This is a genomic window from Romboutsia hominis (genome assembly GCF_900002575.1).
Lineage (GTDB): Bacteria > Bacillota > Clostridia > Peptostreptococcales > Peptostreptococcaceae > Romboutsia_C > Romboutsia_C hominis.
On record NZ_LN650648.1, the window covers coordinates 2,915,630 to 2,938,944 of the forward strand.

The following is a 23,315-nucleotide window of genomic DNA, read 5'->3' on the forward strand; positions in this document are numbered from 1 at the left end:
TATACTTCCATAAAAAAAGATGTCTTAAAATAATTATTTTAAGACATCCTCATTTTTATCTTTTAGTTATTTTTAGAAATTTCTTTTAAAGCCTCTACAGCTTTATCTATTTCTTCTTTAGTATTGAAGTACCCTAAGCTAAATCTAACTGCACCTTGCTCTAGGGTTCCTAAAGTTTTATGAGCTAATGGAGCGCAGTGTATACCAGATCTAGTGGCTATATCATATTCACTATCTAGTATAAAAGTTATTTCTCCAGAATCCATATCTCCAATATTTATCGCTATAACTGCTGCTCTTTTTTTACTATCTTTAGTTCCATATATCTTTATATTAGGAATTTCTTCTAATTTATCTAACATATACTGACATAATTCTTCTTCATGTAGTCTTATATCATCTATACCTTTTTCTAATATAAACTTTACTCCTTCATTTAATCCTGCTATGCCAGGAGTATTGTGTGTTCCAGATTCATATCTATCAGGAACTATTTCGGGTTGGAATAAATCTTCTGATTTACTTCCTGTTCCACCTTCTTTTAAAATATCTACACTAAGACCTTCTCTTATATATAAGATACCTGTTCCTTGAGGTCCAAGCAAGCATTTATGGCCTGGAGCTGCTATCATATCTACATTCATATCTTTTACATCAATAGAATACACTCCCGCTGTTTGTGATGCATCTACTAAGTATAATATATTATTTTCTTTAGCTATCTCCCCTACGGCTTTTATATCTACTAAAGTTCCTACTACATTTGATGCATGAGTAGTTACTATTAATTTTGTATTTGGTTTTATTGCATTTTTTATATCATTTACGTCTAAGAAACCTTCTTTATCACAGTTAACTATTGTATTTAAAATTCCTCTTGCTTCTAGGGATTTTATTGGTCTTATTACAGAATTATGCTCCATACTTGTTGTTATTATATGGTCGCCTTCTTTTACAACACCTTTTATAGCTAAATTTAATGAATCAGTAGCATTATTTGTAAATATTATATTCATAGGGTTATCTATATTAAATAACTTTGCTATATTTTCTCTTGCGTCATAAATCTCTCTTGCTGCCCTCATAGCCATTTTATGTCCAGCTCTTCCTGGATTAGCACAGTAGTTTTTCATACAATCCATTATAGAATCATAAACTTGCTCTGGTTTAGGGTATGTAGTTGCAGCATTGTCTAAGTAAATCATATAAGTTTCCTCACTTTACATTAATTATCTTCAAGCATCATTGATAAAATATTATTTAATTCTTCATCATTATAATATTCTATCTCTATTTTTCCCTTTTTCTTCCCTTTTGATATATTTACTTTTGTTCCAAATATATTCATAAGTTTTTCTTCTACATCAACTATAAATATATCCTTCTCTTTTATTTTCTTTGGTACTTCTTTTGTATTATTTTCTGCAATAGTTTTAACTAAATTTTCAGTTGCTCTAACTGAAAGCTCTTCTTCTATAACTCTCTTTGCTAGTTCTTCTTGTAATTCTTTATCTGATATTCTAAGTAATGCCTTACCATGACCAGCTGTCATTTGGCCACTTTCTATCATCTTCATTACTGCTTCACCAAGATTTAATAACCTTAAAGTATTTGTTATATGTGGTCTACTCTTTCCTACTGCTTCTGATATTTCTTCTTGAGTGACTTTATAGTGATCTATTAATCCTTTATAGGCTAAAGCTTCTTCAATAGAGTTTAAATCTTCTCTTTGTAAGTTCTCTATCAAAGCTATCTCCATTATATCTTTCATTGGTATATCTTTAATAACAACAGGAACTTCTTTTAATTTTGCCATCTTAGATGCTCTGTATCTTCTTTCTCCTGCTATTATCATATATTTGCCATTTTCATCTGGCTTTACTACTATTGGTTGTAATACTCCATAGTTTTTTATAGATTCTGATAATACTTGTATTTTCTCTTCATCAAACACTTTTCTTGGCTGAGTTTCATTAGGATATATATTCTTTAATTCTATACTTATTATATCTTTGCTATCTATTCCTTCTTTAATTTCTGGAATTAAGGCACTAAGACCTCTTCCTAATCTATTTGTTCTTTTAGACGATTTTTTTTCCATATTATATTATATCCTCCTCTAAATCTATGAACTCTTCTGCTAAGTCCATGTATGCCTCTGCTCCCCTGCATCTTGCATCATAATATATAACTGGCTTTCCATGACTAGGTGCTTCTGCCAATCTAACATTTCTAGGAATTAATGTAGTATATACACTTCCTTTGAAATATCTTTTTACCTCTTCAACTACCTGTATTGATAAATTAGCTCTTCCATCAAACATACTAAGGACTACTCCTTGTATTTCTATATGTGGATTAAGTCTAGACTTAACTAGCTTTATAGTTTCCATAAGCTGACTTACACCTTCTAGTGCATAATATTCACACTGTATTGGTATTAATACACTATCTACTGCTGTAAGACAGTTTATAGTTAACATTCCTAATGAAGGAGGACAATCTATAAATATATAATCATAATCTTTTCTTACACATTCTATAGCATTTTTTAATACGTATTCTCTTTTGTCCATATTAGTAAGCTCTATTTCTGCTCCTGATAACTCAGTTGCTGAAGCAATAGTGTCTACATTGTCAAACTCTGTAGGTAAAATTGCCTCTCTTATATCTACACCATCTAACATTACTTCATATATAGTGTTTTCTACCTCTTGTTTCTCTATTCCATATCCACTAGTTGTATTTCCTTGTGGATCTAAATCTAGTACTAGTACTTTTTTACCCATCTTTCCTATACTTGCACTTAAATTTACATTAGTTGTAGTTTTTCCTACTCCACCCTTTTGGTTAAAAACTGCTATAACTTTTCCCACAAGATTTCCCCCCTTGTTTCTTCTAAAATTCACTTTTCTAAAATTTATAGTATAAAATTTTTAATTCCAATTTTGATAAAAAAAGGCTACTGCCAAGCAGTAACCTTACTTTTTAGGAATTTTTACAACAACCTCCATATAATCGCCCTTATCTACTTCGTTATATTTAGCCTCAATTCCTGTTCCTATTATAGCATCGAAGGCTTGCTTCATAGTATTTAAGTATATTCTTATAGCCATTGAACTCTTTACATTTTGCTTTTTCTCTGGCTCTTCAGTTTCTTGTAAATCTTCTAATATATCCTTTATCAACTTTTCTGTTTTCTTTACAGTTAGCTCATTCTTTATTATTTTATCTAAGACATCCTTCATTAACTCTTCATTTGGTAACTTAAGCAATGCTCTTGCATGTCTTTCTGTTAGGTTATTTTCTACTAATTTTATTTTTATATCACTTGGCAATCTTAGTATTCTAAGTTTGTTAGCTATAGTAGATTGATTCTTTCCTAACTTTTCTGCTAGTTGCTGCTGTGTAAAATCATGTTCTTTTATTAAATTTTCATACCCCATAGCCTCTTCTATAAAATTTAAATCTTCTCTTTGTAAATTTTCTAGCAGTGCTAATACAGCAGAATATTCGTCAGACATGTTATTTATAATAGCCGGTATTACTGTTAAATTTGCCAATTTAGCCGCTCTAAATCTTCTTTCTCCAGCAATTAATTCATACTTTTCATCTTTAACTCTAACTGTTATTGGTTGAAGTATTCCATAAACTCTTATAGAGTTGCTTAATTCCTCTAATGCTGACTGTGAAAATACTTTTCTTGGTTGATATGGATTTGGAACTATATTTTCTATAGGTATCTCCACAACTCTTTTTTCTTCCATAACATCCCTCTCTTATTAGATATAAATATATTTGAATTTCATTATTTACTTACAAATTAATACTGCATTAGATACATATGAGTATACTATTTCTGCATGTAATTATATAATCCTTCTATTTTGTTTTATTTTTAATATATTTTTAATATACCTATCTCTATTTTATAGGACTTTTTGCAGGTTTACCCGCTTTTCTAGGGTATTTTTCTGGAGTATTTCTTACTTTTTTGAAAACTAATATATTATGGTCTAAATCAGTTTCTGGAAGCTCTACATCTATTTTTTCAATAAATTCTAATCCTAAAACATCCATAGCAGCTTTTGACTCTTCTAGCTCTAAGTTTGCATTAGGTCCTTTTAAACACACAAAATATCCTCCAACTTTAACAAATGGTACACAAAATTCCATAAGTATAGGTAATCCAGCCACAGCTCTTGCTGTTGCTATATCATATTGTTCTCTATATTGTTCTGACTTACCGAAATCTTCTGCTCTACCGTGTATAAACTCCATATTAGTTAAACCTAAGGTATTACTAACTTCTTTTAAGAAGTTTATTCTTTTGTTTAATGAATCTAAAAGAGTTACATTAGCATTTTCTAAGCATATCTTTAATGGTAATCCTGGAAAACCTGCACCTGTACCAACATCTATTATAGACATTCCATCTTTTATGTATCCATTAACTACAGCTGAAACAGAGTCCAAGAAGTGCTTTATATACACTTCTTTTTCCTCTTCTATTCCAGTAAGGTTCATCTTTTGATTCCAGTCGACTAGTATCTCTCTATAAACCTTGAAATCATTTAGCATTTTATCGCTTGGTTCTATTCCAAAATCCTTTAGACCTTGTCTTAGCATTTCCGTATTATTCATCTTTTCCCCCTCTAGTTCTTCTCATTTGCTCTAAGTATATAAGGAGTACTGATATATCAGCTGGTGAAACCCCTGATATACGAGATGCTTGACCTATTGAAACTGGCTTTATATCATTAAGTTTTTGTCTTGCTTCTATTCTTAAACCATCTATAGTTGAGTAGTCTATAGTTTCTGGTAACTTTTTATTTTCAAGCTTCTTAAATTGCTCTATTTGCTTTAATTGCTTGTCTATATATCCTTCATATTTTGTCATTATTACACATTGTTCTTTCACTTCATAGTGAACATCTTCTCCAGCACCTTTTCCTATAGCTTCAATTAAGTCATAGTTAACCTCTGGACGCTTTAAAAATTCATATAAAGATAATCCTACTTTTATTTCAGATGCTCCCATTTCTGCTAAAAGATGATTTACTTCTTTAGGAGTAACTCTTTCTGTTTTTAATCTCTCTAATTCTTTTTCTATTTCAGCTTTCTTATCTAAGAATCTATTGTATCTGCTTTCTGTAACTAACCCTAAGTCATATCCTTTTTGAGTAAGTCTCATATCTGCATTATCTTGTCTTAAGTATAATCTATACTCTGATCTAGATGTCATCATTCTATAAGGTTCGTTTGTTCCTTTAGTAACTAAATCATCTATTAAAACACCTATATAAGCTTCTGATCTATCAAGTACAAATGGCTCTCTTCCTTGTATTTTACATGCTGCATTTATACCAGCTATAAGACCTTGTGCTGCTGCCTCTTCATATCCTGAAGTACCGTTAAATTGTCCCGCACTAAATAAGTTTTCAACACCCTTTATTTCAAGTGTTATTTTTAATTGAGTAGGATCTATGCAATCATATTCTATTGCATAAGCAGGTCTCATTATCTTAGCATTTTCAAGACCTTGAATACTTTTATACATTTGTAATTGTACTTCATAAGGTAAACTAGTTGATATCCCTTGGATGTACATTTCTTTTGTTTCTCTACCTTCTGGCTCTATAAATATTTGATGAGATTCCTTATCACTAAATCTAACAACTTTGTCTTCTATAGATGGGCAGTATCTCGCTCCTGTACTTTTTGCCTGTCCACTATACATTGCTGTTCTGCTTAAATTACTTGTTATTATTTCATGAGTTTTTGTGTTTGTTCTTGTTAAATAACAAGGCTCTTGATCTATATTTATTTCATCACTTAAGAAAGAGAATGGCGTTATTCTTTTGTCACCCTCTTGGATTTCCATCTTAGTGAAATCTATACTATCTCTATGGATTCTTGCAGGAGTTCCTGTTTTGAATCTTCTCATATTTAATCCTAAATCCACTAGCTTATCAGTTAAATCTTTAGAGTACCCTGATGCATTAGGTCCTTCATTAAGAGTTACTTCTCCTATGAATATTTTAGAGTTTAGATAAACTCCTGTTGCTAATATTACAGCTTTGGCTTCATATTGGCATCCAAGTTTAGTTACTATTCCATTAACAGTCTGGCCTTCATGTAATATATCTACTACTTCATCCATTACTATATCCAGATTAGGTTCATTTTCTAAAGTAGCTTTCATTTCTGTGTGGTATCTAAATTTATCCGCTTGTCCTCTTAGAGAGTGAACAGCTGGTCCTTTTGCAGTATTTAACATTCTACTTTGTATAAGTGTTTTATCTGCATTTACACCCATTTCACCACCTAAAGCATCTATTTCTTTTACTAATTGACCTTTACCTGTTCCTCCTACTGATGGGTTACATGGCATTAGTGCAATAGAGTCTAAAGACATAGTTACTATTAGTGTTTTTTGTCCCATTCTAGCAGCTGCTAAAGCAGCTTCACATCCGGCGTGACCTGCTCCAACTACTATTACATCATATTTTCCTGCTTTGAAGTCTATCATGTCAGTATCCTTTCTACGTTTATATTTATGTTTCACGAAAAACTTTTTTATAATTGCTTATCTGTATTTTATATTATACACTTTATTTTCCGATACAGAAGTTACTAAATATAGTATCTAATAGGTCTTCTTTTACTGTGTCTCCATTTATATAACCTAGATAATCCCATATATTCTTGAAATCAACCTCTATAAAATCATATGGAAGGAATGAGTCTATTGCATTTATAGCATCATTTATAGATTCATATGATTTTAATAATGCATCTTTGTGTCTAGAATTAGTTATTACTAAGCTAGATGAATTCTTAACACTGCCTTTATAAACCATAGATTCTATTTTATCATATAATTCTTCAATTCCTTCATGTTTTAATGCTGATGTTCTTATTATATTTTCTTCTTTTACATACTTAGCTAGTACATCTTCTTCTATTTTAGGTTCTAAATCTGTTTTATTTAATATAACTATAGTCTTCTTATTTTCTAGGTTTTCTAGTATTTCTATATCTTCATCAGAAAGATTTCTCGATGAATCTAATACCATTATAACTAAGTCTGCACTATTAAATGATTCTCTTGATTTTTCTACACCTATTTTTTCTACAACATCTTCTGTTTCTCTTATACCTGCTGTATCTACTATTTTTAAAGGTATACCTTTTATATTTACGAATTCTTCTATAACGTCTCTAGTTGTTCCTGGTATGTCTGTAACTATAGCTCTATTTTCACCTAATATAGAGTTAAGCAATGAAGATTTCCCAACATTTGGTTTACCAACTATTACTGTCTTAAGTCCGTCTCTAAGTATTTTACCACTTTCAGCCGTATCATATAATTTTTTAATTTCTATTCTTATTTCTTCAGCTTTTTCTTTAAGAGTTTGATATGTTATTTCTTCTATATCTTCCTCTGAAAAATCTATAGCAACTTCTAAGTGTGCTAATACTTCTGTTACTTTTCCTCTTAATTCTTTTATCTTACTTGATAAAGAACCTTCTAGCTGATTTTGAGCTACTTGATGAGCCATATCAGTTTTAGCTTTTATTACATCTATTATTGCTTCTGCTTGAGATAAATCTATTCTTCCATTTAAAAATGCTCTTTTTGTAAATTCTCCAGGTTCAGCTATTCTTACATCTTTAGATAATATAAGCTCTAATATTTTCTTTACTGAAATAAATCCTCCGTGGCAGTTTATTTCTATAACATCCTCTGCAGTATATGAGTTTGGCCCTTTCATATAAGCTAATAAAACTTCATCTATAACATCTTCACCGTCTACTATATTTCCGTATATTAAAGTTCTAGTTTTATATTCACTTATTGTTTTTCCTGACATAGATCTAAATATTTCATCTGCTACTTTCAGTGCTTTTTGACCACTAATTCTTACTATACCTATACCACCTTCACCTGGTGCTGTTGCAATTGCTGCTATAGTATCATCTATAAACAAATTAATCACCTCTTATTATTTAGTTAATTTATCTTTAATTTCGTTATCTTTAATTCTTTCCTTAATCTTAACATTATATAAAATAAATAACAAAAATAAAACCCCCTATTACATAGGAGGTTAAATTTTATCTTTTATACTCTATTACTAATCTTCTATATGGATCTGTTCCCTCGCTATACGTAGTTACATACTTATCGTTTTGAAGAGCTGAGTGAATTATTCTTCTCTCATATGGATTCATATAGTCTAATTTCTTTATTTTTTTAGTTCTAGCTACTTCTCTAGCTGCTTTGTTAGCATATCTTATTAAAGATTCTTCTCTCTTTGATCTGTAGTTTTCTATATCTACAAGCACTCTCATATGCGAGTCTTTATTTATTTTATTAAGCGCTAATCCTGTAAGGAATTGAATTGAATCTAATGTTTCCCCTCTTCTTCCTATTAAACATGCAGCTTCTTTTCCTTCTATGTCTACTTTAATTAAATTATTATCTTGAGTAACATTAACTTTAGCCTCTACATTAGAGTTCTTAAGTATATTTTCAACAAACTCTTTAGCTATATCTGACTCAGTTTTAATAACTTTGAATCTGTATAGACCTTCCTTAGCACCTATAAAACCTAAGAAACCTTTTGTAGGTTCTTGTACTGTTTCTATTTGTAAATCTTTTTCAGATACTTTTAGCTCTTCAATTGCTTGGCTTATAGCATCTTCCTTACTCTTACTTCTTATTTCTATGCTTTCCTTCATCTATTACTTCCTCCTTAGAATTAGCTAACTTAGCTTTTAAAGGATTCATTACTAAATAATGTTGTGCAATTGAGAATAAGTTACCTACTGTCCAATATAATGTAAGACCTGCAGGGAACGTGAATCCCCAAAATAACATCATCCCCGACATGAAGTAAGTCATTATCTTCATTGAACCTTGTTGCTGATCCTTTGGCATCATTATCATTTGCATTAAGAATGTAGTTGCCCCTGATAATACAGCTAATATAATATCTGGTTGAGTTAGGTTTTTTATCCAAAGAAACCCTTCTGATGCAGTAGCAAGCGTTGCTTTATCTTGGAAAACACCATAAGTAACAGGATCTCTTAATACTGTAAATAATCCTATTAATATAGGCATTTGTATTAATAGTGGTAAACATCCTGCTAATGGATTTATCTTAGCTTCTTGATATACCTTCATTAACTCTTGTTGTTGCTTTTCTGGCTTATTTTTATACGTTTCTTGTATCTCTTTTATTTTAGGCTGTATATCTTGCATAGCCTTTGTAGACTTAGTTTGCTTTATTGTAAGCGGTAATAATAAAACTTTTACAAAAATTGTAAATACAATTATTGAAAGACCATAATTTCCAATAAAGTCAAAAATTGTCTTTAACACAACACCTAATAAATTACTTATAATACTCAACTGTTATACCTCCTAGAGTATATTCTGTTTTATTTTAAAGGATCGTAACCTCCTGGATGAAAAGGATGGCATTTCGATACTCTTTTTACTGTTAAATATATTCCTTTTAATAGCCCGTATTTTTTAAAAGCTTCTATAGAATATTGTGAACATGTTGGATAAAATCTACATGTAGGTCCTTTTAATGGAGATATAAATTTTTGATAAAATCTCACTAGATAAATACATAATTTCGCTAAGTATATATTTATTTCCTTCAGTATAGTAATTATTTTTTTCAAATTTTAAAATGCCTCCATATTTAGACTTTTGTTATTCACTTAATCTTATATTTGCTTTTCTTACCAAATATTTTACAGACTTTTCAATATCTTTATATTCAGCCTGATTACTTGCTATCCTTGCTATAAAAACTATATCATACCCACTTTTAACGTTTTCATCTACATTTAATCTATATGATTCTCTTATTCTTCTTCTTATCTTATTTCTAACAATTGCTTTACCTACTTTTTTAGATACTGATATACCTAATTTAGTATCATCTGATTTGTTATCTAGTACATACATTACCAGATACTTAGTTGCAAAAGATTTGCCGTGTTTATACACTTTTCTAAAATCAGAGTCTTTTTTTAAGCCCTTTGTTTTCTTGAAGTCCATATTAAACCCTCCGTAAACACAGCTTGTAAATATAGTTTCTACACAAAAAGGCCACCTTTACAGCGGCCTCTCTCAATGATTAATGAGTTAATCTCTTTCTTCCTTTAGCTCTTCTTCTCTTTAACACGTTTCTTCCGTTAGAAGTTTTCATTCTTTTTCTGAATCCGTGTTCTTTTTTTCTTTGTCTTTTCTTTGGCTGATAAGTTCTTTTCATTACATACACCGCCTTTCAAATTTTATTTCCGTTTATTTTCCGTTTATAAGAATAATAACCTTACCCTCAAAGTAAACATAACACATACAATTATAAATGCTTTTATATTGCTTGTCAACTTGTTTTTAGATACATGAAATAACAAAATTGTTTGTTTTATTTTATATGTTTTGGTGACTATTTATTACCTCAAATTTGTCGTCTGATTTATCCACATTCATTTAAAAGTTGATTTATTATTATGTAGGAAAATTGCGTAAATTGTAGCTGTGTATTAATTTATCAACAGGTAGTTAATATTGTGGATAAATTAAGCAGAATGCCTTGAAGTTTGGCACTTATTCTGATATTATTAATATACTTGTTGATAATGTTTATAAGATTTATTAACTTATTAAGGTTATTCACAAGCTGTGGATATAAATGTGTATAACTTGTATACTTTTAGATAATACTTTAGTTATAAACTACATTTATTATATCTTTAGACTATTTATAACTTTATATACATATTGTTTATATCTTTTTATTTTTTAATACATTTTTACATTATTAATATTTTATCCACATAATTATCCAAATAAATCTAATGAATTTATTTATCATATATATTTTTTTGTTTTTTTGTTAATAACTTGTGGAAAGTGTTAATTAATTTGCGCGGAGGTTTATATTATGGATGTAGTTTCTTTATGGGACAAAACACTACAATTAATAAAAGGTGAGCTATCTCCACCTAGTTTTAATGCTTTTTTTAAGCAAATAGTACCTTTAAAAATACACAATAACGATTTAATTCTTTTAGTCCCTAATGACTTCACTAAAGGTATTTTAGAAGATAGATACTTAAATTTAATAGAAAGTTCTGTAAATCAGCTATCATTAAAAAAATATAATATTAAATTTGTTTTAAGTGAAAAAGACATAGAAGGTCTTGGAGAAGAAGCTAAAAGTTCAGCTTCAAAGGCTAATTATCCTAACCTAAATCCAAAATATACATTTGATACATTCGTAATCGGTAATAGTAATAGATTTGCTCATGCCGCATGTGTTGCTGTTGCTGAATCTCCAGCTAGAGCTTATAATCCTCTTTTCTTATATGGAGGCGTTGGATTAGGTAAAACTCACCTTATGCATGCTATAGGACATCATATAATGAGTCAAAAAAAGGATCCTAAAGTAGTCTATGTATCTTCTGAAAAATTTACAAATGAACTTATAAACTCTATCAAAGATGACAGAAATGAAGAGTTTAGAAATAAATATAGAAATGTCGATGTTCTTTTAATAGATGACATTCAATTTATAGCTGGAAAAGAAAGAACACAAGAAGAATTTTTCCATACCTTTAATTCTTTACATGAGGCTAATAAGCAAATAATTATTTCAAGTGATAGACCACCTAAAGAAATTCCAACATTAGAAGATAGACTTAGATCTAGATTCGAAATGGGACTTATAACAGATATACAAGCTCCTGATTTTGAAACTAGAATAGCAATACTTAGAAAAAAAGCTCAAATGGAAAATATTGATGTTCCAAACGAGGTTATGACATATATTGCTAAAAATATAAAGTCTAATATAAGAGAATTAGAAGGTGCCTTAACTAGAGTGGTTGCTTATTCATCTTTAACTAATAGAACTATATCTTTTGAATTAGCAGAAGAAGCTTTAAAAGATATAATAACTACTTCAAAAAATGAAGAAATAAATGTAAATAGAATAAAAGAGAAGGTAGCATCTGTATTTGATATAAAAATGGAAGATTTTAATTCTAAAAAAAGAACAAGATCAATTGCTTATCCTAGACAAATAGCAATGTATCTATCACGTGAACTTACAGATTTATCACTTCCTAAAATAGGTGAAGAGTTTGGAGGACGTGATCATACAACTGTTATACATGCCCACGATAAGATTATTAAAGATATACAAACTAATGAAGAAATCAAAATAAAAATAGAAAAAATAATCTCTGAATTAAAAGGGTAACTTATAAACAATTATATGTGGATTTTGTGTTAATATAATGTTTATATTTTTTTGTCTAAAATTTATTAACACTTTATACTACTAAAATCAACAAAGATATTAACACTTTATACACATGTTAATATCTTTGCATTTATTAGGCTTAAAGTATTTATTCACATTATCCACATAGCCTATTACTATTACTACTAATTTTTTATTTATTTTTTATATATGAAGACCACAAGGAGGTTATCCACATTGAAAATAATTTGTAATCAAAAAATACTTGCTAATAAAATCGGAATATCTCAAAAAGCTATTAATAGTAAAACTACTTTAGACTTATTAAAGGGAATATTATTATCAGCAAAAGGAGATCAACTAAAATTAACTGGTTATGATTTAGAAATAGGTATAGAAACTTATACACAAGCTGAAGTTATAGAAGAAGGAGAAATAGTAGTAAATGCTAGACTTTTTGGTGATATAATTAGAAAGCTACCAGATTCTTTTGTTGAAATAGAAACAGATAGTGAAAATAATGTATACATAAATTGTGTAAACTCAAGATTTAAGATAAAAGGAGATTCAGCTAAAGAATTTCCAAAGTTACCAGAAGTAAATAAAGAAGACTTATATAATATACCTCAAGATTTACTAAAAAATATGATAAAGCAAACAGTATTTGCTATATCTCAAGACCAAACAAAGCCTATCTTAATGGGTGAACTTTTAGAAATAGTAAATGGTAATATAAGTTTAGTAGCTATAGATGGATATAGATTAGCTGTTAGAAGCTGTAATTTAGAGAATATTTCAAATGATGCTAAAGTTATAATTCCAGGAAAGGCATTAATAGATGTAAATAGCTTATTATCATCAGAAGAAGATATAAAAATGGGATTTGATGATAAAAATGCAATATTTATAATAAATGACACTAAAATAATAACTAGACTTTTAGAAGGTGAATTTATAGATTATAAAAGATTACTTCCAAGAGAACACAATACTAGAGTTAAATTAAAAACAAGAGATCTTTTAAATAGTATTGAGAGAGCATCATTATTATCTCAAGCTGAAAAAAATAATCTAATCAAATTATCTATAAGAGATAATGCAATGGCAATAACTTCTAATACAGATAAAGGAAATGTTTATGAAGAAGTTTCACTAGAATTAGAAGGAGATTATTTAGATATCGCATTCAATTCAAGATACTTCTTAGAAGGATTAAAAAACATTGATAGTGAAGAGATATTTATAGAATTCACAACAAATGTTAATCCTTGTATAATAAAACCTGCTGACGAAATCGAGTACACATACCTATTACTTCCAGTAAGAATATCATCTAGTATATAATTCATTAAAAAAGCCCAACTAATAAAGTTGGGTTTTTATAACTAATTTTATGATATAATATATTTTTGACATGTTAGTGAAAAACTAAATGAAAATAAATAGGAGGACGAGCTATGATAGAGATAAATATAGATTCAGAATATATAAAATTAGATCAACTTTTAAAATTAGCAGACTTAGCATCAACAGGTGGACATGCTAAATTTTTAATATTAGAAGGTCTAGTTAAGGTAAATGGAGAAGTTGAAACAAGAAGAGGAAGAAAACTTAAACCTCAAGATATAGTTGAGGTAGAAGGAAATCAAATAAAAGTAGTGTAATAAGGAGAGCCTTTTATGCAACTAAATAGTTTGCAGTTAGTCAATTTTAGAAATTACGATAGCTTACATCTGGAATTTAATAAAAAAGTAAATCTTCTTGTCGGAAAAAATGGCCAAGGAAAGACTAATATAGTAGAATCTATATATATGCTATCTTTTGGAAAGTCCTTTAGAACCAATAAAGACAAGGAAATAATAAAATTTGAAAAAGAGAATCTTTATGTTGGAGGAGCTTTTTCAAAGGAAAATACTAAAGGCTTAATTGAAATAGCTATCAGTAAGAATAAGAAGGGTATAAAAGTAAATAAAATACCTATTCAAAAAATATACGAACTGCTTGGAAATATAAATGTTGTAATATTTTCTCCAGAAGATCTGAGACTAGTTAAAGAAGGACCTAAAGAAAGAAGATCTTTCATAGATAAAGAGATTAGTCAAATTATACCCAGATATTATAATTATCTTACAAATTATAATAAAATATTATTCCAAAGGAATCAGTTACTTAAGAGTAAGAATATAGATAAATCTTTATTAGATGTATATGATGAAAGTTTAGCTAAGTACGGGAGCTATATTTACATACTTAGAAGAGATTTTATAAAGAAAATAGCAGGTATATCTAAAAGTTTACATGATAAACTAACTGGAGGAATTGAAGATTTAGTTATAACATATAAAAATCAAATTGATATAAATGATGAAGATACTGCCCAGACAGTATATAACAAATTTATTGAAAAACTTTCGTCAAGCCGTGAGCATGATATAGATACAAGGACTACTAGATATGGACTACATAGAGATGATCTTAACATATTTGTTAACGGACTAGATGTAAGGTTATATGGTTCACAAGGACAACAAAGAACTGCGTCAATTTCTTTAAAATTATCAGAAATTGAGTTAATAAATAATGAAGTTGGAGAATATCCAATATTAATTTTAGATGATGTGTTCAGTGAATTAGATGAAACAAGGCAAAAACTATTAGTAAATAACTTAAATGTAGTTCAAATGTTTATAACTACAGCAGAGGTTTCACATAAAAGTATATTCAATATAGATAACACTACTATATTTAATATTGATAATGGAAGTGTTGTAAACATAGAGAATGGAGGGAACTAGATGAAGCAAGAATATGGTGCAAGTCAGATTCAGGTTCTAGAAGGATTAGAGCCTGTTAGAAAAAGACCTGGTATGTATATAGGATCTACTGGTCCAAGAGGGTTACATCACTTAGTTTACGAGATAGTAGACAACAGTATAGATGAAGCACTTCAAGGATATTGTACTGAGATATACGTATCTATAAATCAAGATGGAAGTATCTTAGTAAGAGATAATGGGAGAGGGATACCAGTTGAAGTTCACCCTCAAACAGGTAAGTCTACACTAGAAACAGTTTTAACAGTACTTCATGCAGGAGGAAAGTTCGGTGGAGGAGGATACAAGGTATCTGGTGGTCTTCACGGAGTTGGGGTATCTGTTGTTAATGCGTTATCTGAGTGGTTAGTAGCAGAAATTTCAAGAGATGGAAAGTTATACAGACAAACTTATGAAAAAGGTGTAGCTACATCAGAACTTAATGCAGTAGGAACATCAAGCCACACAGGAACTTGTATAAGCTTTATGCCTGATGCTACTATATTTGACGAAATAGACTTCAAGTATGAAACATTAGAGCATAGATTAAGAGAATTAGCATTCCTTAACAAAGGAATAAAAATAATTTTAGAAGATAAAAGAGAAGGAAAAGAAAAGATAAAAGAATTCCACTACCTTGGTGGTTTAGTAGAATATATAAAATACTTAAATAAATCGAGAACTGGAATACATGAAGATATAGTTTATATAGACAAAAAAGTAGATGACTATATGGTAGAATTAGCAATGCAATATACTGATGGTTACACGGAAAACATATATTCATTTGCTAATAATATAAATACTCATGAGGGTGGATCTCATTTAAGTGGATTTAAAGCGGCCCTTACTAAAACATTAAATGATTACGCAAGAAGAAATAAAGTAATAAAAGATAATGAGCCTAATTTATTAGGTGAAGATATAAGAGAAGGTCTTACAGCTGTAGTATCTGTTAAGCTTCCTGAGCCTCAATTCGAAGGTCAAACAAAGACTAAGCTAGGTAATACAGAGATGAGAGGTATAGTGGATAGTATAACTGTTGAAGAATTAGGAGCTTTCTTAGAAGAAAACCCAACTACAGCAAAAATAATAGTTGATAAGGCCCTTAGAGCTCAAAGAGCGAGAGAAGCTGCAAAAAGAGCAAGAGAGTTAACTAGAAGAAAAAGTGTGTTAGAAAGTACTGCATTACCTGGGAAATTAGCAGACTGTGCTGAAAAAGACCCAGCTAAGAGTGAAGTATTCTTAGTCGAAGGGGATTCTGCCGGTGGATCTGCTAAACAAGGTAGAGATAGACACACTCAAGCTATATTACCACTAAGAGGTAAGATACTTAACGTTGAAAAATCTAGATTAGATAAAATATTATCTTCAGATGAAATAAAAAATATGATAACTGCTTTTGGATGTGGTATAGGAAATGACTTCGATTTAGAAAAAGCTAGATATCATAAAATAGTAATAATGACCGATGCCGATGTCGATGGAGCTCACATTAGAACATTATTACTTACATTCTTCTTTAGATACATGAGACCACTTATAGAAAATGGATATGTATATGCAGCGCAACCACCACTATATAAGGTCAAGAAACAAAAGAAAGAATACTATGTATACTCAGACAAAGAGCTTGCTAGCCTATTAGAGTCGATTGGTAGAACTGGCGTAGAGTTACAAAGATACAAAGGACTTGGAGAAATGAATGCAGAGCAATTATGGGATACAACAATGAACCCAGAAACTAGAACATTACTACAAGTAAATATAGAAGATGCGGCTATGGCAGATGAGGTATTCTCAATGCTTATGGGTGATAAAGTAGCCCCAAGAAAAGAATTTATAGAAACAAATGCTAAATACGTTAAGAATTTAGATATATAAGAAAGGGGATGAGTGTAAATGGAAGAAAACAATAGAATACTTCCTTTAGAAATAGCTGATGAAATGAAAAAATCGTATATGGATTATGCGATGAGTGTTATAGCTGGACGTGCTCTTCCTGATGTAAGAGACGGTCTTAAGCCAGTTCATAGAAGAATACTATACTCTATGAATGAATTGAACTTAACACCAGATAAACCTTATAGAAAGTCTGCCCGTATAGTTGGGGACGTTCTAGGGAAATATCACCCACATGGTGATAGTGCAGTTTACTTAGCTATGGTTAGAATGGCACAAGATTTCTCTACAAGAGGACTTTTAGTTGATGGACATGGTAACTTTGGTTCAGTCGATGGAGATTCACCAGCGGCAATGCGTTATACTGAAGCTAGAATGAGTAAACTATCTTTAGAATTATTAAGAGATATAGAAAAAGAGACTGTTGATTTTATCCCTAACTTTGATGAGTCTTTAAAGGAGCCAGCAGTATTACCATCTAGATTCCCAAACTTATTAGTTAATGGATCTAACGGTATAGCAGTTGGTATGGCAACAAGTATACCACCTCATAACTTAGCAGAGGTTATAGATGCAACAGTACATTTAATAGATAATGAGGAGTGCACTGTAGAAGATTTAATGCAGTTTGTACAAGGACCAGATTTTCCTACTTCAGCAATAATAATGGGAAAAGAAAATATAGCTAATGCCTATAGAACAGGTAGAGGAAAAGTAAAAGTTAGAGCAAGAGCTTATATAGAAGAACTACCTAAGAATAAGCAACAAATAGTAGTAACTGAAATACCATATCAAGTTAATAAAGCTAAGTTAGTTGAAAAAATAGCTGATTTAGTTAAAGAGAAGAAGGTTGAAGGAATATCTGACCTAAGAGATGAAAGTAACAGAAATGGTATGAGAATAGTTATAGAGCTTAAGAGAGACGTTAATGCAAATATAGTATTAAACAACTTATATAAGCATTCTCAAATGGAAGAAACTATAAGTATAATAATGCTTGCATTAGTTGATGGGCAACCAAGAGTATTAAATCTTAAGCAAATATTATACTACTATGTAAAACATCAAAAAGATGTAGTTACAAGAAGAACTAAATTTGAATTAAATAAAGCTGAAGCAAGAGCGCACATATTAGAAGGGTTAAGAATAGCTTTAGATAACATAGATGCAGTAATAAAATTAATAAGAAGCTCTAAAACTACTCAAGAAGCTAAAGCAGGTCTTATGGAGAGATTTGGATTATCAGAAATTCAATCACAAGCTATATTAGACATGAGACTTCAAAGACTTACAGGATTAGAAAGAGATAAAATAGAAGCAGAGTATGAAGAGTTAATTAAGAAAATAAATAGATTAAAAGAAATATTAGCTAATGAGAGATTACTTCTTAACGTAATAAAAGACGAAATGCTAATAATTAAAAAGAATTATGCTGACGAAAGAAGAACTGAAATAAGACATGCTGAGGGTGAAATAGACGTTAGAGATCTTATTGAAGAAGAAGAAATAGCTATAACTCTAACTCACTTTGGATACATAAAGAGAGTGCCAGCAGATACTTATAAGAGTCAAAATAGAGGTGGAAGAGGTATATCAGCTCTTACTACAAGAGAAGAAGACTTTGTTAAGCACCTTGTAACAACAACGACTCATAGTAAGTTATTATTCTTCACTAACAAAGGTAGAGTATTTAAATTAAATGCTTATGAAATACCTGAAGGGAAGAGACAGTCTAAAGGTACAGCTATAATAAACTTACTTCAACTAGCTCCAAATGAAAAAATAGCCACACTAATAGCAATAAATGAAAATGATGAGAATCAATATTTATTATTAGCTACTAAAAATGGTATAGTTAAAAAGACTAAGCGTGAAGAGTTCAAAAATATTAATAAATCTGGGCTGATAGCTATAGGATTAAGAGAAGACGATGAGCTTATAGGAGTTAAGTTAACAGATGCTAATAAGGAAGTTTTACTAATAACTAAAGATGGTATGTCTATAAGATTTGATGAAAATGACATAAGACCAATGGGTAGAACTGCTATGGGTGTTAAAGGTATAACTTTAGGCGCTGATGATAAAGTAGTATCTATGAGCTTAACAGATGAAGGAACAGAAGTATTAGTAGTTAGTGAAAATGGATTTGGAAAAAGAACAGATATAGAAGAGTATAGAACTCAGATAAGAGCTGGTAAAGGTATAAAGACATATAATATAGCTGCTAAGACAGGAAAGCTTGTTGGAGCTGAAATGGTTACAGAAGAAGACGAAATAATGATAATAAACTCAGATGGAGTGTTAATAAGATTAAGAGTGAATGAAATATCATTATTTGGAAGAGTAACAAGCGGTGTTAAACTAATGAAGACCAATGATGAAGTTAATGTAGTTTCTATTGCTAAAATAAATATAGAAGAAGAATAGGAATATATCCTATTCTTTTTCCATAGCTATCGACTATAGGAGAGGAGAATGTATTATGAGCAATAAGAAAGGGAAATATTTATTACTAGGAGCATTTCTTGGATTTATAGCCGGTTTATTCTTTGCACCTAAAAAAGGTTCAGAATTAAGAAGAGATGCTAAAGAAAAGCTAGGTGAGGTTAAGGAAAACCCAAAAGAAGCTTTACAAGGAACAATAGATGGTGTAAAAACTAAAATAAATAATCTAATTGATGATAATGTATTAGAAGATAGTATAGATATATGTGAAGATGAAATAGTAATAAGTAGAACTTTTGAAGATGAAGGGGAGAATAATTAATGGATGCAATGGGATGGCAAATAGGTGCTGTTTTATTTGGTGTTTCGGCATTAATTATAGCAATATACATAGGAAGATTATTGAATGAGACAACTAAAGTTGTAGGAAAGGTATACAAAATAGTTGACTATAATGAAAGACATATACACGAGACAATAGAAAATGTTGCCGCTATATCTAAAAATACAGAAGAAATAACTGATTTAGTTGGCAAAGTGGCAGGTATAGCCAAAATATTTAAATTTATAAAGAGATAATTGCATATAAGGAGGTTTATTGATGTCAATAAATATAAATTCAAAGCTAAATGAACAAGAATGTTTCTGGGATATATCACTAGAAGGAGAACTTGATGTTTCTACAGCAGATAAGTTAAAAGAACATTTACATAATTTAGCAGATAAAGAATCTTTAGATATGAAAATTAACCTTACAAACTTAGACTATATAGATTCAACTGGTTTAGGTGTAATGATAGGAGTACTTAAGAAATTAAAAATAAACGGAAAGGAAATATATATATTAAATCCAAAAATCAATGTAAAAAAAATATTTGCAATAACAGGACTAGATAAAATATTTAAAGTGGAGGGATAGACGTTGGCTTTTGAAACAATAAAGATGGAAATAAGCTCAAACCCTGAGTATGTTGGAATTATAAGATTAACCACATCAGGTATAGCTAATAAAATCGGATTTTCGATAGGTGATATAGAAGACATAAAAGTTGCTGTATCAGAAGCTTGTACAAATGCTATAAAGCATAGTAATGATAATAAATTTTTTATAACTTTTGATATATTAGAAAATGGATTAGCTATAGAAATTGAAGATAAAGGCAAGGGGTACGATGTAGAATCTTTACATCAACCAGATTTAAATAATCCAAAAGAAAGTGGGTTAGGATTATTTATAATACAATCATTAATGGATGAAGTTAATATAGAATCTAAAGAAAATAAAGGGACTATAATAAAAATGACTAAGTATTTAGGAGTTGGTATTTAATGAAAAACGTAGCTAATGCTACTAATTACCTAGACATAGATAATAAGGAGCTATTCAAGATATATAGCAAGGATAAAGATAACAAAGAAGTTAGAAATATTCTTATTGAAAAACATCTATATTTAGTAAATTTGTTAGCTAAAAAATATGCAAATAAAGGTGTAGAATTTGAAGATATATATCAAGTAGCTTCATTAGCATTAATATACGCTATAGATAGGTATGATATAGAAAAAGGGTATGAGTTTTCAAGTTTTGCAACTCCTACGATAATAGGTGAAATAAAAAAGTACTTTAGAGATAAAGTATGGACACTTAGAGTACCGAGGCGTGTTCAAGAGTTAAGCAAAAAGATAAGTGAAGCCAAAGTTATATTAGAACAAGAATATAAAAAACAACCTAGAGTAGAAGAGATTGCAAAATATATAGGGTGTACAGAAGAAGATGTTTTAGAAGCCATGGAAGCATCTTATGGATATCAACCTATATCATTAGATTCATCAAGTAATGATGATTCAGAAGATAAAGATATAACATTGATAGACAAAATTGGACAAGAAGAAAGTAGTTTTGGAAATATAGAACAGCGAGACTTTATAAATAAATTCATGGAAAATTTAAATGAATTAGAAGTTAAAATATTTAAAGATAGATTTTTCTTAGATAAAACTCAATCTATGATTGCAAAAGAACTAGAAATCTCTCAAATGACTGTTTCTAGGCTAGAAAGAAAGATAGTTGAAAAGCTTAGAAAAGAATATGAAAAAAATTTATAAAAAAGTTTTTGAAAAAGTATTGACCTACTGTTTATTCTATAGTATATTATTACTTGTCCTTAAGAAAAGGGCAAATAAGAAATGAACTTTGAAAATTAAACAGTAGGTTAATTTATATAACTGATTCTTAAAAGAATCGAATACAACCAAGCCAGATATTCAGATAATGATAGTCTGAGCAGGTAACAACTTTTATTTGAGAGTTTGATCCTGGCTCAGGATGAACGCTGGCGGCGTGCCTAACACATGCAAGTCGAGCGATTTACTTCGGTAAAGAGCGGCGGACGGGTGAGTAACGCGTGGGTAACCTGCCCTGTACACACGGATAACATACCGAAAGGTATGCTAATACGAGATAACATGAGAGAGTCGCATGGCTTTCTTATCAAAGCTTTTGCGGTACAGGATGGACCCGCGTCTGATTAGCTAGTTGGTAAGGTAACGGCTTACCAAGGCGACGATCAGTAGCCGACCTGAGAGGGTGATCGGCCACATTGGAACTGAGACACGGTCCAAACTCCTACGGGAGGCAGCAGTGGGGAATATTGCACAATGGGCGAAAGCCTGATGCAGCAACGCCGCGTGAGCGATGAAGGCCTTCGGGTCGTAAAGCTCTGTCCTCAAGGAAGATAATGACGGTACTTGAGGAGGAAGCCCCGGCTAACTACGTGCCAGCAGCCGCGGTAATACGTAGGGGGCTAGCGTTATCCGGAATTACTGGGCGTAAAGGGTGCGTAGGCGGTCTTTCAAGTCAGGAGTGAAAGGCTACGGCTCAACCGTAGTAAGCTCTTGAAACTGTAAGACTTGAGTGCAGGAGAGGAGAGTAGAATTCCTAGTGTAGCGGTGAAATGCGTAGATATTAGGAGGAATACCAGTTGCGAAGGCGGCTCTCTGGACTGTAACTGACGCTGAGGCACGAAAGCGTGGGGAGCAAACAGGATTAGATACCCTGGTAGTCCACGCCGTAAACGATGAGTACTAGCTGTCGGAGGTTACCCCCTTCGGTGGCGCAGCTAACGCATTAAGTACTCCGCCTGGGAAGTACGCTCGCAAGAGTGAAACTCAAAGGAATTGACGGGGACCCGCACAAGTAGCGGAGCATGTGGTTTAATTCGAAGCAACGCGAAGAACCTTACCTAAGCTTGACATCCTTTTGACCGATGCCTAATCGCATCTTTCCCTTCGGGGACAGAAGTGACAGGTGGTGCATGGTTGTCGTCAGCTCGTGTCGTGAGATGTTGGGTTAAGTCCCGCAACGAGCGCAACCCTTGCCTTTAGTTGCCAGCATTAAGTTGGGCACTCTAGAGGGACTGCCAGGGATAACCTGGAGGAAGGTGGGGATGACGTCAAATCATCATGCCCCTTATGCTTAGGGCTACACACGTGCTACAATGGGTGGTACAGAGGGCAGCCAAACCGTGAGGTGGAGCTAATCCCTTAAAGCCATTCTCAGTTCGGATTGTAGGCTGAAACTCGCCTACATGAAGCTGGAGTTACTAGTAATCGCAGATCAGAATGCTGCGGTGAATGCGTTCCCGGGTCTTGTACACACCGCCCGTCACACCACGGAAGTTGGGGGCGCCCGAAGCCGGATAGCTAACCTTTTGGAAGCGTCCGTCGAAGGTGAAATCAATAACTGGGGTGAAGTCGTAACAAGGTAGCCGTATCGGAAGGTGCGGCTGGATCACCTCCTTTCTAAGGAGAATTACCTACTGTTTAATTTTGAGAGTTCATTGAATAAATGAAAATCTCA

General features: G+C 31.2%; 23 protein-coding genes and 1 rRNA gene. 12 read left to right on the forward strand and 12 right to left on the reverse strand.

Going from position 1 to position 23,315, the window contains the following annotated elements; genetic code table 11:
* Nucleotides 1–62: 62 nt before the first annotated feature.
* From FRIFI_RS14180 to rpmH, 12 genes are all read right to left on the reverse strand, one after another.
* On the reverse strand, nt 63–1,205 hold the full coding sequence (locus FRIFI_RS14180) for an aminotransferase class V-fold PLP-dependent enzyme (RefSeq protein ID WP_166506169.1): 1,143 nt from the start codon (nt 1,203–1,205) through the stop codon (nt 63–65).
* Nucleotides 1,206–1,225: 20 nt separating this feature from the next.
* Complete coding sequence (locus tag FRIFI_RS14185) at nt 1,226–2,101, reverse strand: ParB/RepB/Spo0J family partition protein (protein WP_092921683.1); 876 nt, start codon at nt 2,099–2,101, stop codon at nt 1,226–1,228.
* A 1-nt stretch (nt 2,102) separates the two neighbouring features.
* On the reverse strand, nt 2,103–2,876 hold the full coding sequence (locus tag FRIFI_RS14190) for a ParA family protein (protein WP_092921685.1): 774 nt from the start codon (nt 2,874–2,876) through the stop codon (nt 2,103–2,105).
* 105 nt (nt 2,877–2,981) lie between these two features.
* Nucleotides 2,982–3,767 carry a nucleoid occlusion protein gene (gene noc, locus FRIFI_RS14195; protein WP_092921687.1) on the reverse strand — a complete coding sequence of 262 codons (786 nt, stop codon included), beginning with the start codon at nt 3,765–3,767 and terminating at the stop codon, nt 2,982–2,984.
* A gap of 157 nt (nt 3,768–3,924) precedes the next feature.
* Nucleotides 3,925–4,644, reverse strand: coding sequence for a 16S rRNA (guanine(527)-N(7))-methyltransferase RsmG (rsmG, locus tag FRIFI_RS14200; protein ID WP_092921689.1), 720 nt, complete (start codon nt 4,642–4,644; stop codon nt 3,925–3,927).
* Nucleotides 4,637–6,532: a tRNA uridine-5-carboxymethylaminomethyl(34) synthesis enzyme MnmG gene (gene mnmG, locus FRIFI_RS14205; protein WP_166506170.1), complete on the reverse strand. Its 1,896-nt coding sequence runs from the start codon at nt 6,530–6,532 to the stop codon at nt 4,637–4,639. The genes rsmG and mnmG overlap by 8 nt, the downstream gene beginning before the upstream one ends.
* 82 nt (nt 6,533–6,614) lie before the next feature.
* Complete coding sequence (mnmE, locus tag FRIFI_RS14210; protein ID WP_166506171.1) at nt 6,615–7,994, reverse strand: tRNA uridine-5-carboxymethylaminomethyl(34) synthesis GTPase MnmE; 1,380 nt, start codon at nt 7,992–7,994, stop codon at nt 6,615–6,617.
* Nucleotides 7,995–8,121: 127 nt separating this feature from the next.
* A complete protein-coding gene (jag, locus tag FRIFI_RS14215; protein WP_092921694.1) occupies nt 8,122–8,748 on the reverse strand; it encodes an RNA-binding cell elongation regulator Jag/EloR in 627 nt (208 codons plus the stop codon).
* The gene (locus FRIFI_RS14220) at nt 8,720–9,421 is read right to left on the reverse strand and encodes a YidC/Oxa1 family membrane protein insertase (RefSeq protein ID WP_092921696.1); all 702 of its coding nucleotides are present in this window, start codon (nt 9,419–9,421) and stop codon (nt 8,720–8,722) included. Before FRIFI_RS14220 ends, jag begins: the two co-directional genes overlap by 29 nt.
* Before the next feature lie 29 nt (nt 9,422–9,450).
* Nucleotides 9,451–9,702, reverse strand: a complete 252-nt coding sequence (gene yidD / locus FRIFI_RS14225) for a membrane protein insertion efficiency factor YidD (protein ID WP_092921698.1) — start codon at nt 9,700–9,702, stop codon at nt 9,451–9,453.
* Nucleotides 9,703–9,733: 31 nt separating this feature from the next.
* A complete protein-coding gene (gene rnpA, locus FRIFI_RS14230) occupies nt 9,734–10,084 on the reverse strand; it encodes a ribonuclease P protein component (protein ID WP_092921700.1) in 351 nt (116 codons plus the stop codon).
* Between the two features lie 79 nt (nt 10,085–10,163).
* Nucleotides 10,164–10,298, reverse strand: a complete 135-nt coding sequence (gene rpmH, locus FRIFI_RS14235; RefSeq protein ID WP_092921702.1) for a 50S ribosomal protein L34 — start codon at nt 10,296–10,298, stop codon at nt 10,164–10,166.
* 675 nt (nt 10,299–10,973) lie between these two features.
* Between rpmH and dnaA the strand changes: the two genes are divergently transcribed.
* The 12 genes from dnaA to FRIFI_RS14295 all read left to right on the forward strand — a co-directional run bounded on the left by dnaA (nt 10,974) and on the right by FRIFI_RS14295 (nt 23,257).
* Nucleotides 10,974–12,293 carry a chromosomal replication initiator protein DnaA gene (dnaA, locus tag FRIFI_RS14240; protein WP_092921704.1) on the forward strand — a complete coding sequence of 440 codons (1,320 nt, stop codon included), beginning with the start codon at nt 10,974–10,976 and terminating at the stop codon, nt 12,291–12,293.
* Nucleotides 12,294–12,533: 240 nt separating this feature from the next.
* Nucleotides 12,534–13,640, forward strand: a complete 1,107-nt coding sequence (gene dnaN / locus FRIFI_RS14245; RefSeq protein WP_092921706.1) for a DNA polymerase III subunit beta — start codon at nt 12,534–12,536, stop codon at nt 13,638–13,640.
* 113 nt (nt 13,641–13,753) lie between these two features.
* On the forward strand, nt 13,754–13,960 hold the full coding sequence (yaaA, locus tag FRIFI_RS14250; RefSeq protein ID WP_092921708.1) for a S4 domain-containing protein YaaA: 207 nt from the start codon (nt 13,754–13,756) through the stop codon (nt 13,958–13,960).
* A 15-nt stretch (nt 13,961–13,975) separates the two neighbouring features.
* Nucleotides 13,976–15,091, forward strand: a complete 1,116-nt coding sequence (gene recF / locus FRIFI_RS14255) for a DNA replication/repair protein RecF (protein ID WP_092921710.1) — start codon at nt 13,976–13,978, stop codon at nt 15,089–15,091.
* Nucleotides 15,092–16,993, forward strand: coding sequence for a DNA topoisomerase (ATP-hydrolyzing) subunit B (gene gyrB / locus FRIFI_RS14260; RefSeq protein WP_092921712.1), 1,902 nt, complete (start codon nt 15,092–15,094; stop codon nt 16,991–16,993). It begins immediately after the preceding gene.
* 18 nt (nt 16,994–17,011) lie between these two features.
* Nucleotides 17,012–19,438 carry a DNA gyrase subunit A gene (gene gyrA / locus FRIFI_RS14265; protein ID WP_092921714.1) on the forward strand — a complete coding sequence of 809 codons (2,427 nt, stop codon included), beginning with the start codon at nt 17,012–17,014 and terminating at the stop codon, nt 19,436–19,438.
* A 55-nt stretch (nt 19,439–19,493) separates the two neighbouring features.
* On the forward strand, nt 19,494–19,778 hold the full coding sequence (locus FRIFI_RS14270) for a YtxH domain-containing protein (RefSeq protein WP_092921716.1): 285 nt from the start codon (nt 19,494–19,496) through the stop codon (nt 19,776–19,778).
* Nucleotides 19,778–20,035 carry a hypothetical protein gene (locus tag FRIFI_RS14275; RefSeq protein ID WP_092921718.1) on the forward strand — a complete coding sequence of 86 codons (258 nt, stop codon included), beginning with the start codon at nt 19,778–19,780 and terminating at the stop codon, nt 20,033–20,035. The genes FRIFI_RS14270 and FRIFI_RS14275 overlap by 1 nt, the downstream gene beginning before the upstream one ends.
* A 22-nt stretch (nt 20,036–20,057) precedes the next feature.
* Nucleotides 20,058–20,375: an STAS domain-containing protein gene (locus FRIFI_RS14280; RefSeq protein ID WP_166506172.1), complete on the forward strand. Its 318-nt coding sequence runs from the start codon at nt 20,058–20,060 to the stop codon at nt 20,373–20,375.
* Nucleotides 20,376–20,378: 3 nt separating this feature from the next.
* Nucleotides 20,379–20,786 carry an ATP-binding protein gene (locus FRIFI_RS14285; RefSeq protein ID WP_330405539.1) on the forward strand — a complete coding sequence of 136 codons (408 nt, stop codon included), beginning with the start codon at nt 20,379–20,381 and terminating at the stop codon, nt 20,784–20,786.
* Nucleotides 20,786–21,562 (forward strand): SigB/SigF/SigG family RNA polymerase sigma factor, encoded by a 777-nt coding sequence (locus FRIFI_RS14290; protein WP_166506173.1) that lies wholly within the window; start codon nt 20,786–20,788, stop codon nt 21,560–21,562. The genes FRIFI_RS14285 and FRIFI_RS14290 overlap by 1 nt, the downstream gene beginning before the upstream one ends.
* A gap of 192 nt (nt 21,563–21,754) precedes the next feature.
* Nucleotides 21,755–23,257, forward strand: a 16S ribosomal RNA gene (locus FRIFI_RS14295).
* Nucleotides 23,258–23,315 lie beyond the last annotated feature (58 nt).

Bases quoted from the DNA above. Each gene is read 5' to 3' on its own strand.
- FRIFI_RS14180 (WP_166506169.1), bottom strand. From the start codon at position 1,205: ATGATTTACTTAGACAATGCTGCAACTACATACCCTAAACCAGAGCAA.
- FRIFI_RS14185 (WP_092921683.1), bottom strand. From the start codon at position 2,101: ATGGAAAAAAAATCGTCTAAAAGAACAAATAGATTAGGAAGAGGTCTT.
- noc (WP_092921687.1), bottom strand. From the start codon at position 3,767: ATGGAAGAAAAAAGAGTTGTGGAGATACCTATAGAAAATATAGTTCCA.
- rsmG (WP_092921689.1), bottom strand. From the start codon at position 4,644: ATGAATAATACGGAAATGCTAAGACAAGGTCTAAAGGATTTTGGAATA.
- mnmG (WP_166506170.1), bottom strand. From the start codon at position 6,532: ATGATAGACTTCAAAGCAGGAAAATATGATGTAATAGTAGTTGGAGCA.
- jag (WP_092921694.1), bottom strand. From the start codon at position 8,748: ATGAAGGAAAGCATAGAAATAAGAAGTAAGAGTAAGGAAGATGCTATA.
- rnpA (WP_092921700.1), bottom strand. From the start codon at position 10,084: ATGGACTTCAAGAAAACAAAGGGCTTAAAAAAAGACTCTGATTTTAGA.
- rpmH (WP_092921702.1), bottom strand. From the start codon at position 10,298: ATGAAAAGAACTTATCAGCCAAAGAAAAGACAAAGAAAAAAAGAACAC.
- dnaA (WP_092921704.1), top strand. From the start codon at position 10,974: ATGGATGTAGTTTCTTTATGGGACAAAACACTACAATTAATAAAAGGT.
- yaaA (WP_092921708.1), top strand. From the start codon at position 13,754: ATGATAGAGATAAATATAGATTCAGAATATATAAAATTAGATCAACTT.
- recF (WP_092921710.1), top strand. From the start codon at position 13,976: ATGCAACTAAATAGTTTGCAGTTAGTCAATTTTAGAAATTACGATAGC.
- gyrB (WP_092921712.1), top strand. From the start codon at position 15,092: ATGAAGCAAGAATATGGTGCAAGTCAGATTCAGGTTCTAGAAGGATTA.
- gyrA (WP_092921714.1), top strand. From the start codon at position 17,012: ATGGAAGAAAACAATAGAATACTTCCTTTAGAAATAGCTGATGAAATG.
- FRIFI_RS14270 (WP_092921716.1), top strand. From the start codon at position 19,494: ATGAGCAATAAGAAAGGGAAATATTTATTACTAGGAGCATTTCTTGGA.
- FRIFI_RS14275 (WP_092921718.1), top strand. From the start codon at position 19,778: ATGGATGCAATGGGATGGCAAATAGGTGCTGTTTTATTTGGTGTTTCG.
- FRIFI_RS14280 (WP_166506172.1), top strand. From the start codon at position 20,058: ATGTCAATAAATATAAATTCAAAGCTAAATGAACAAGAATGTTTCTGG.
- FRIFI_RS14290 (WP_166506173.1), top strand. From the start codon at position 20,786: ATGAAAAACGTAGCTAATGCTACTAATTACCTAGACATAGATAATAAG.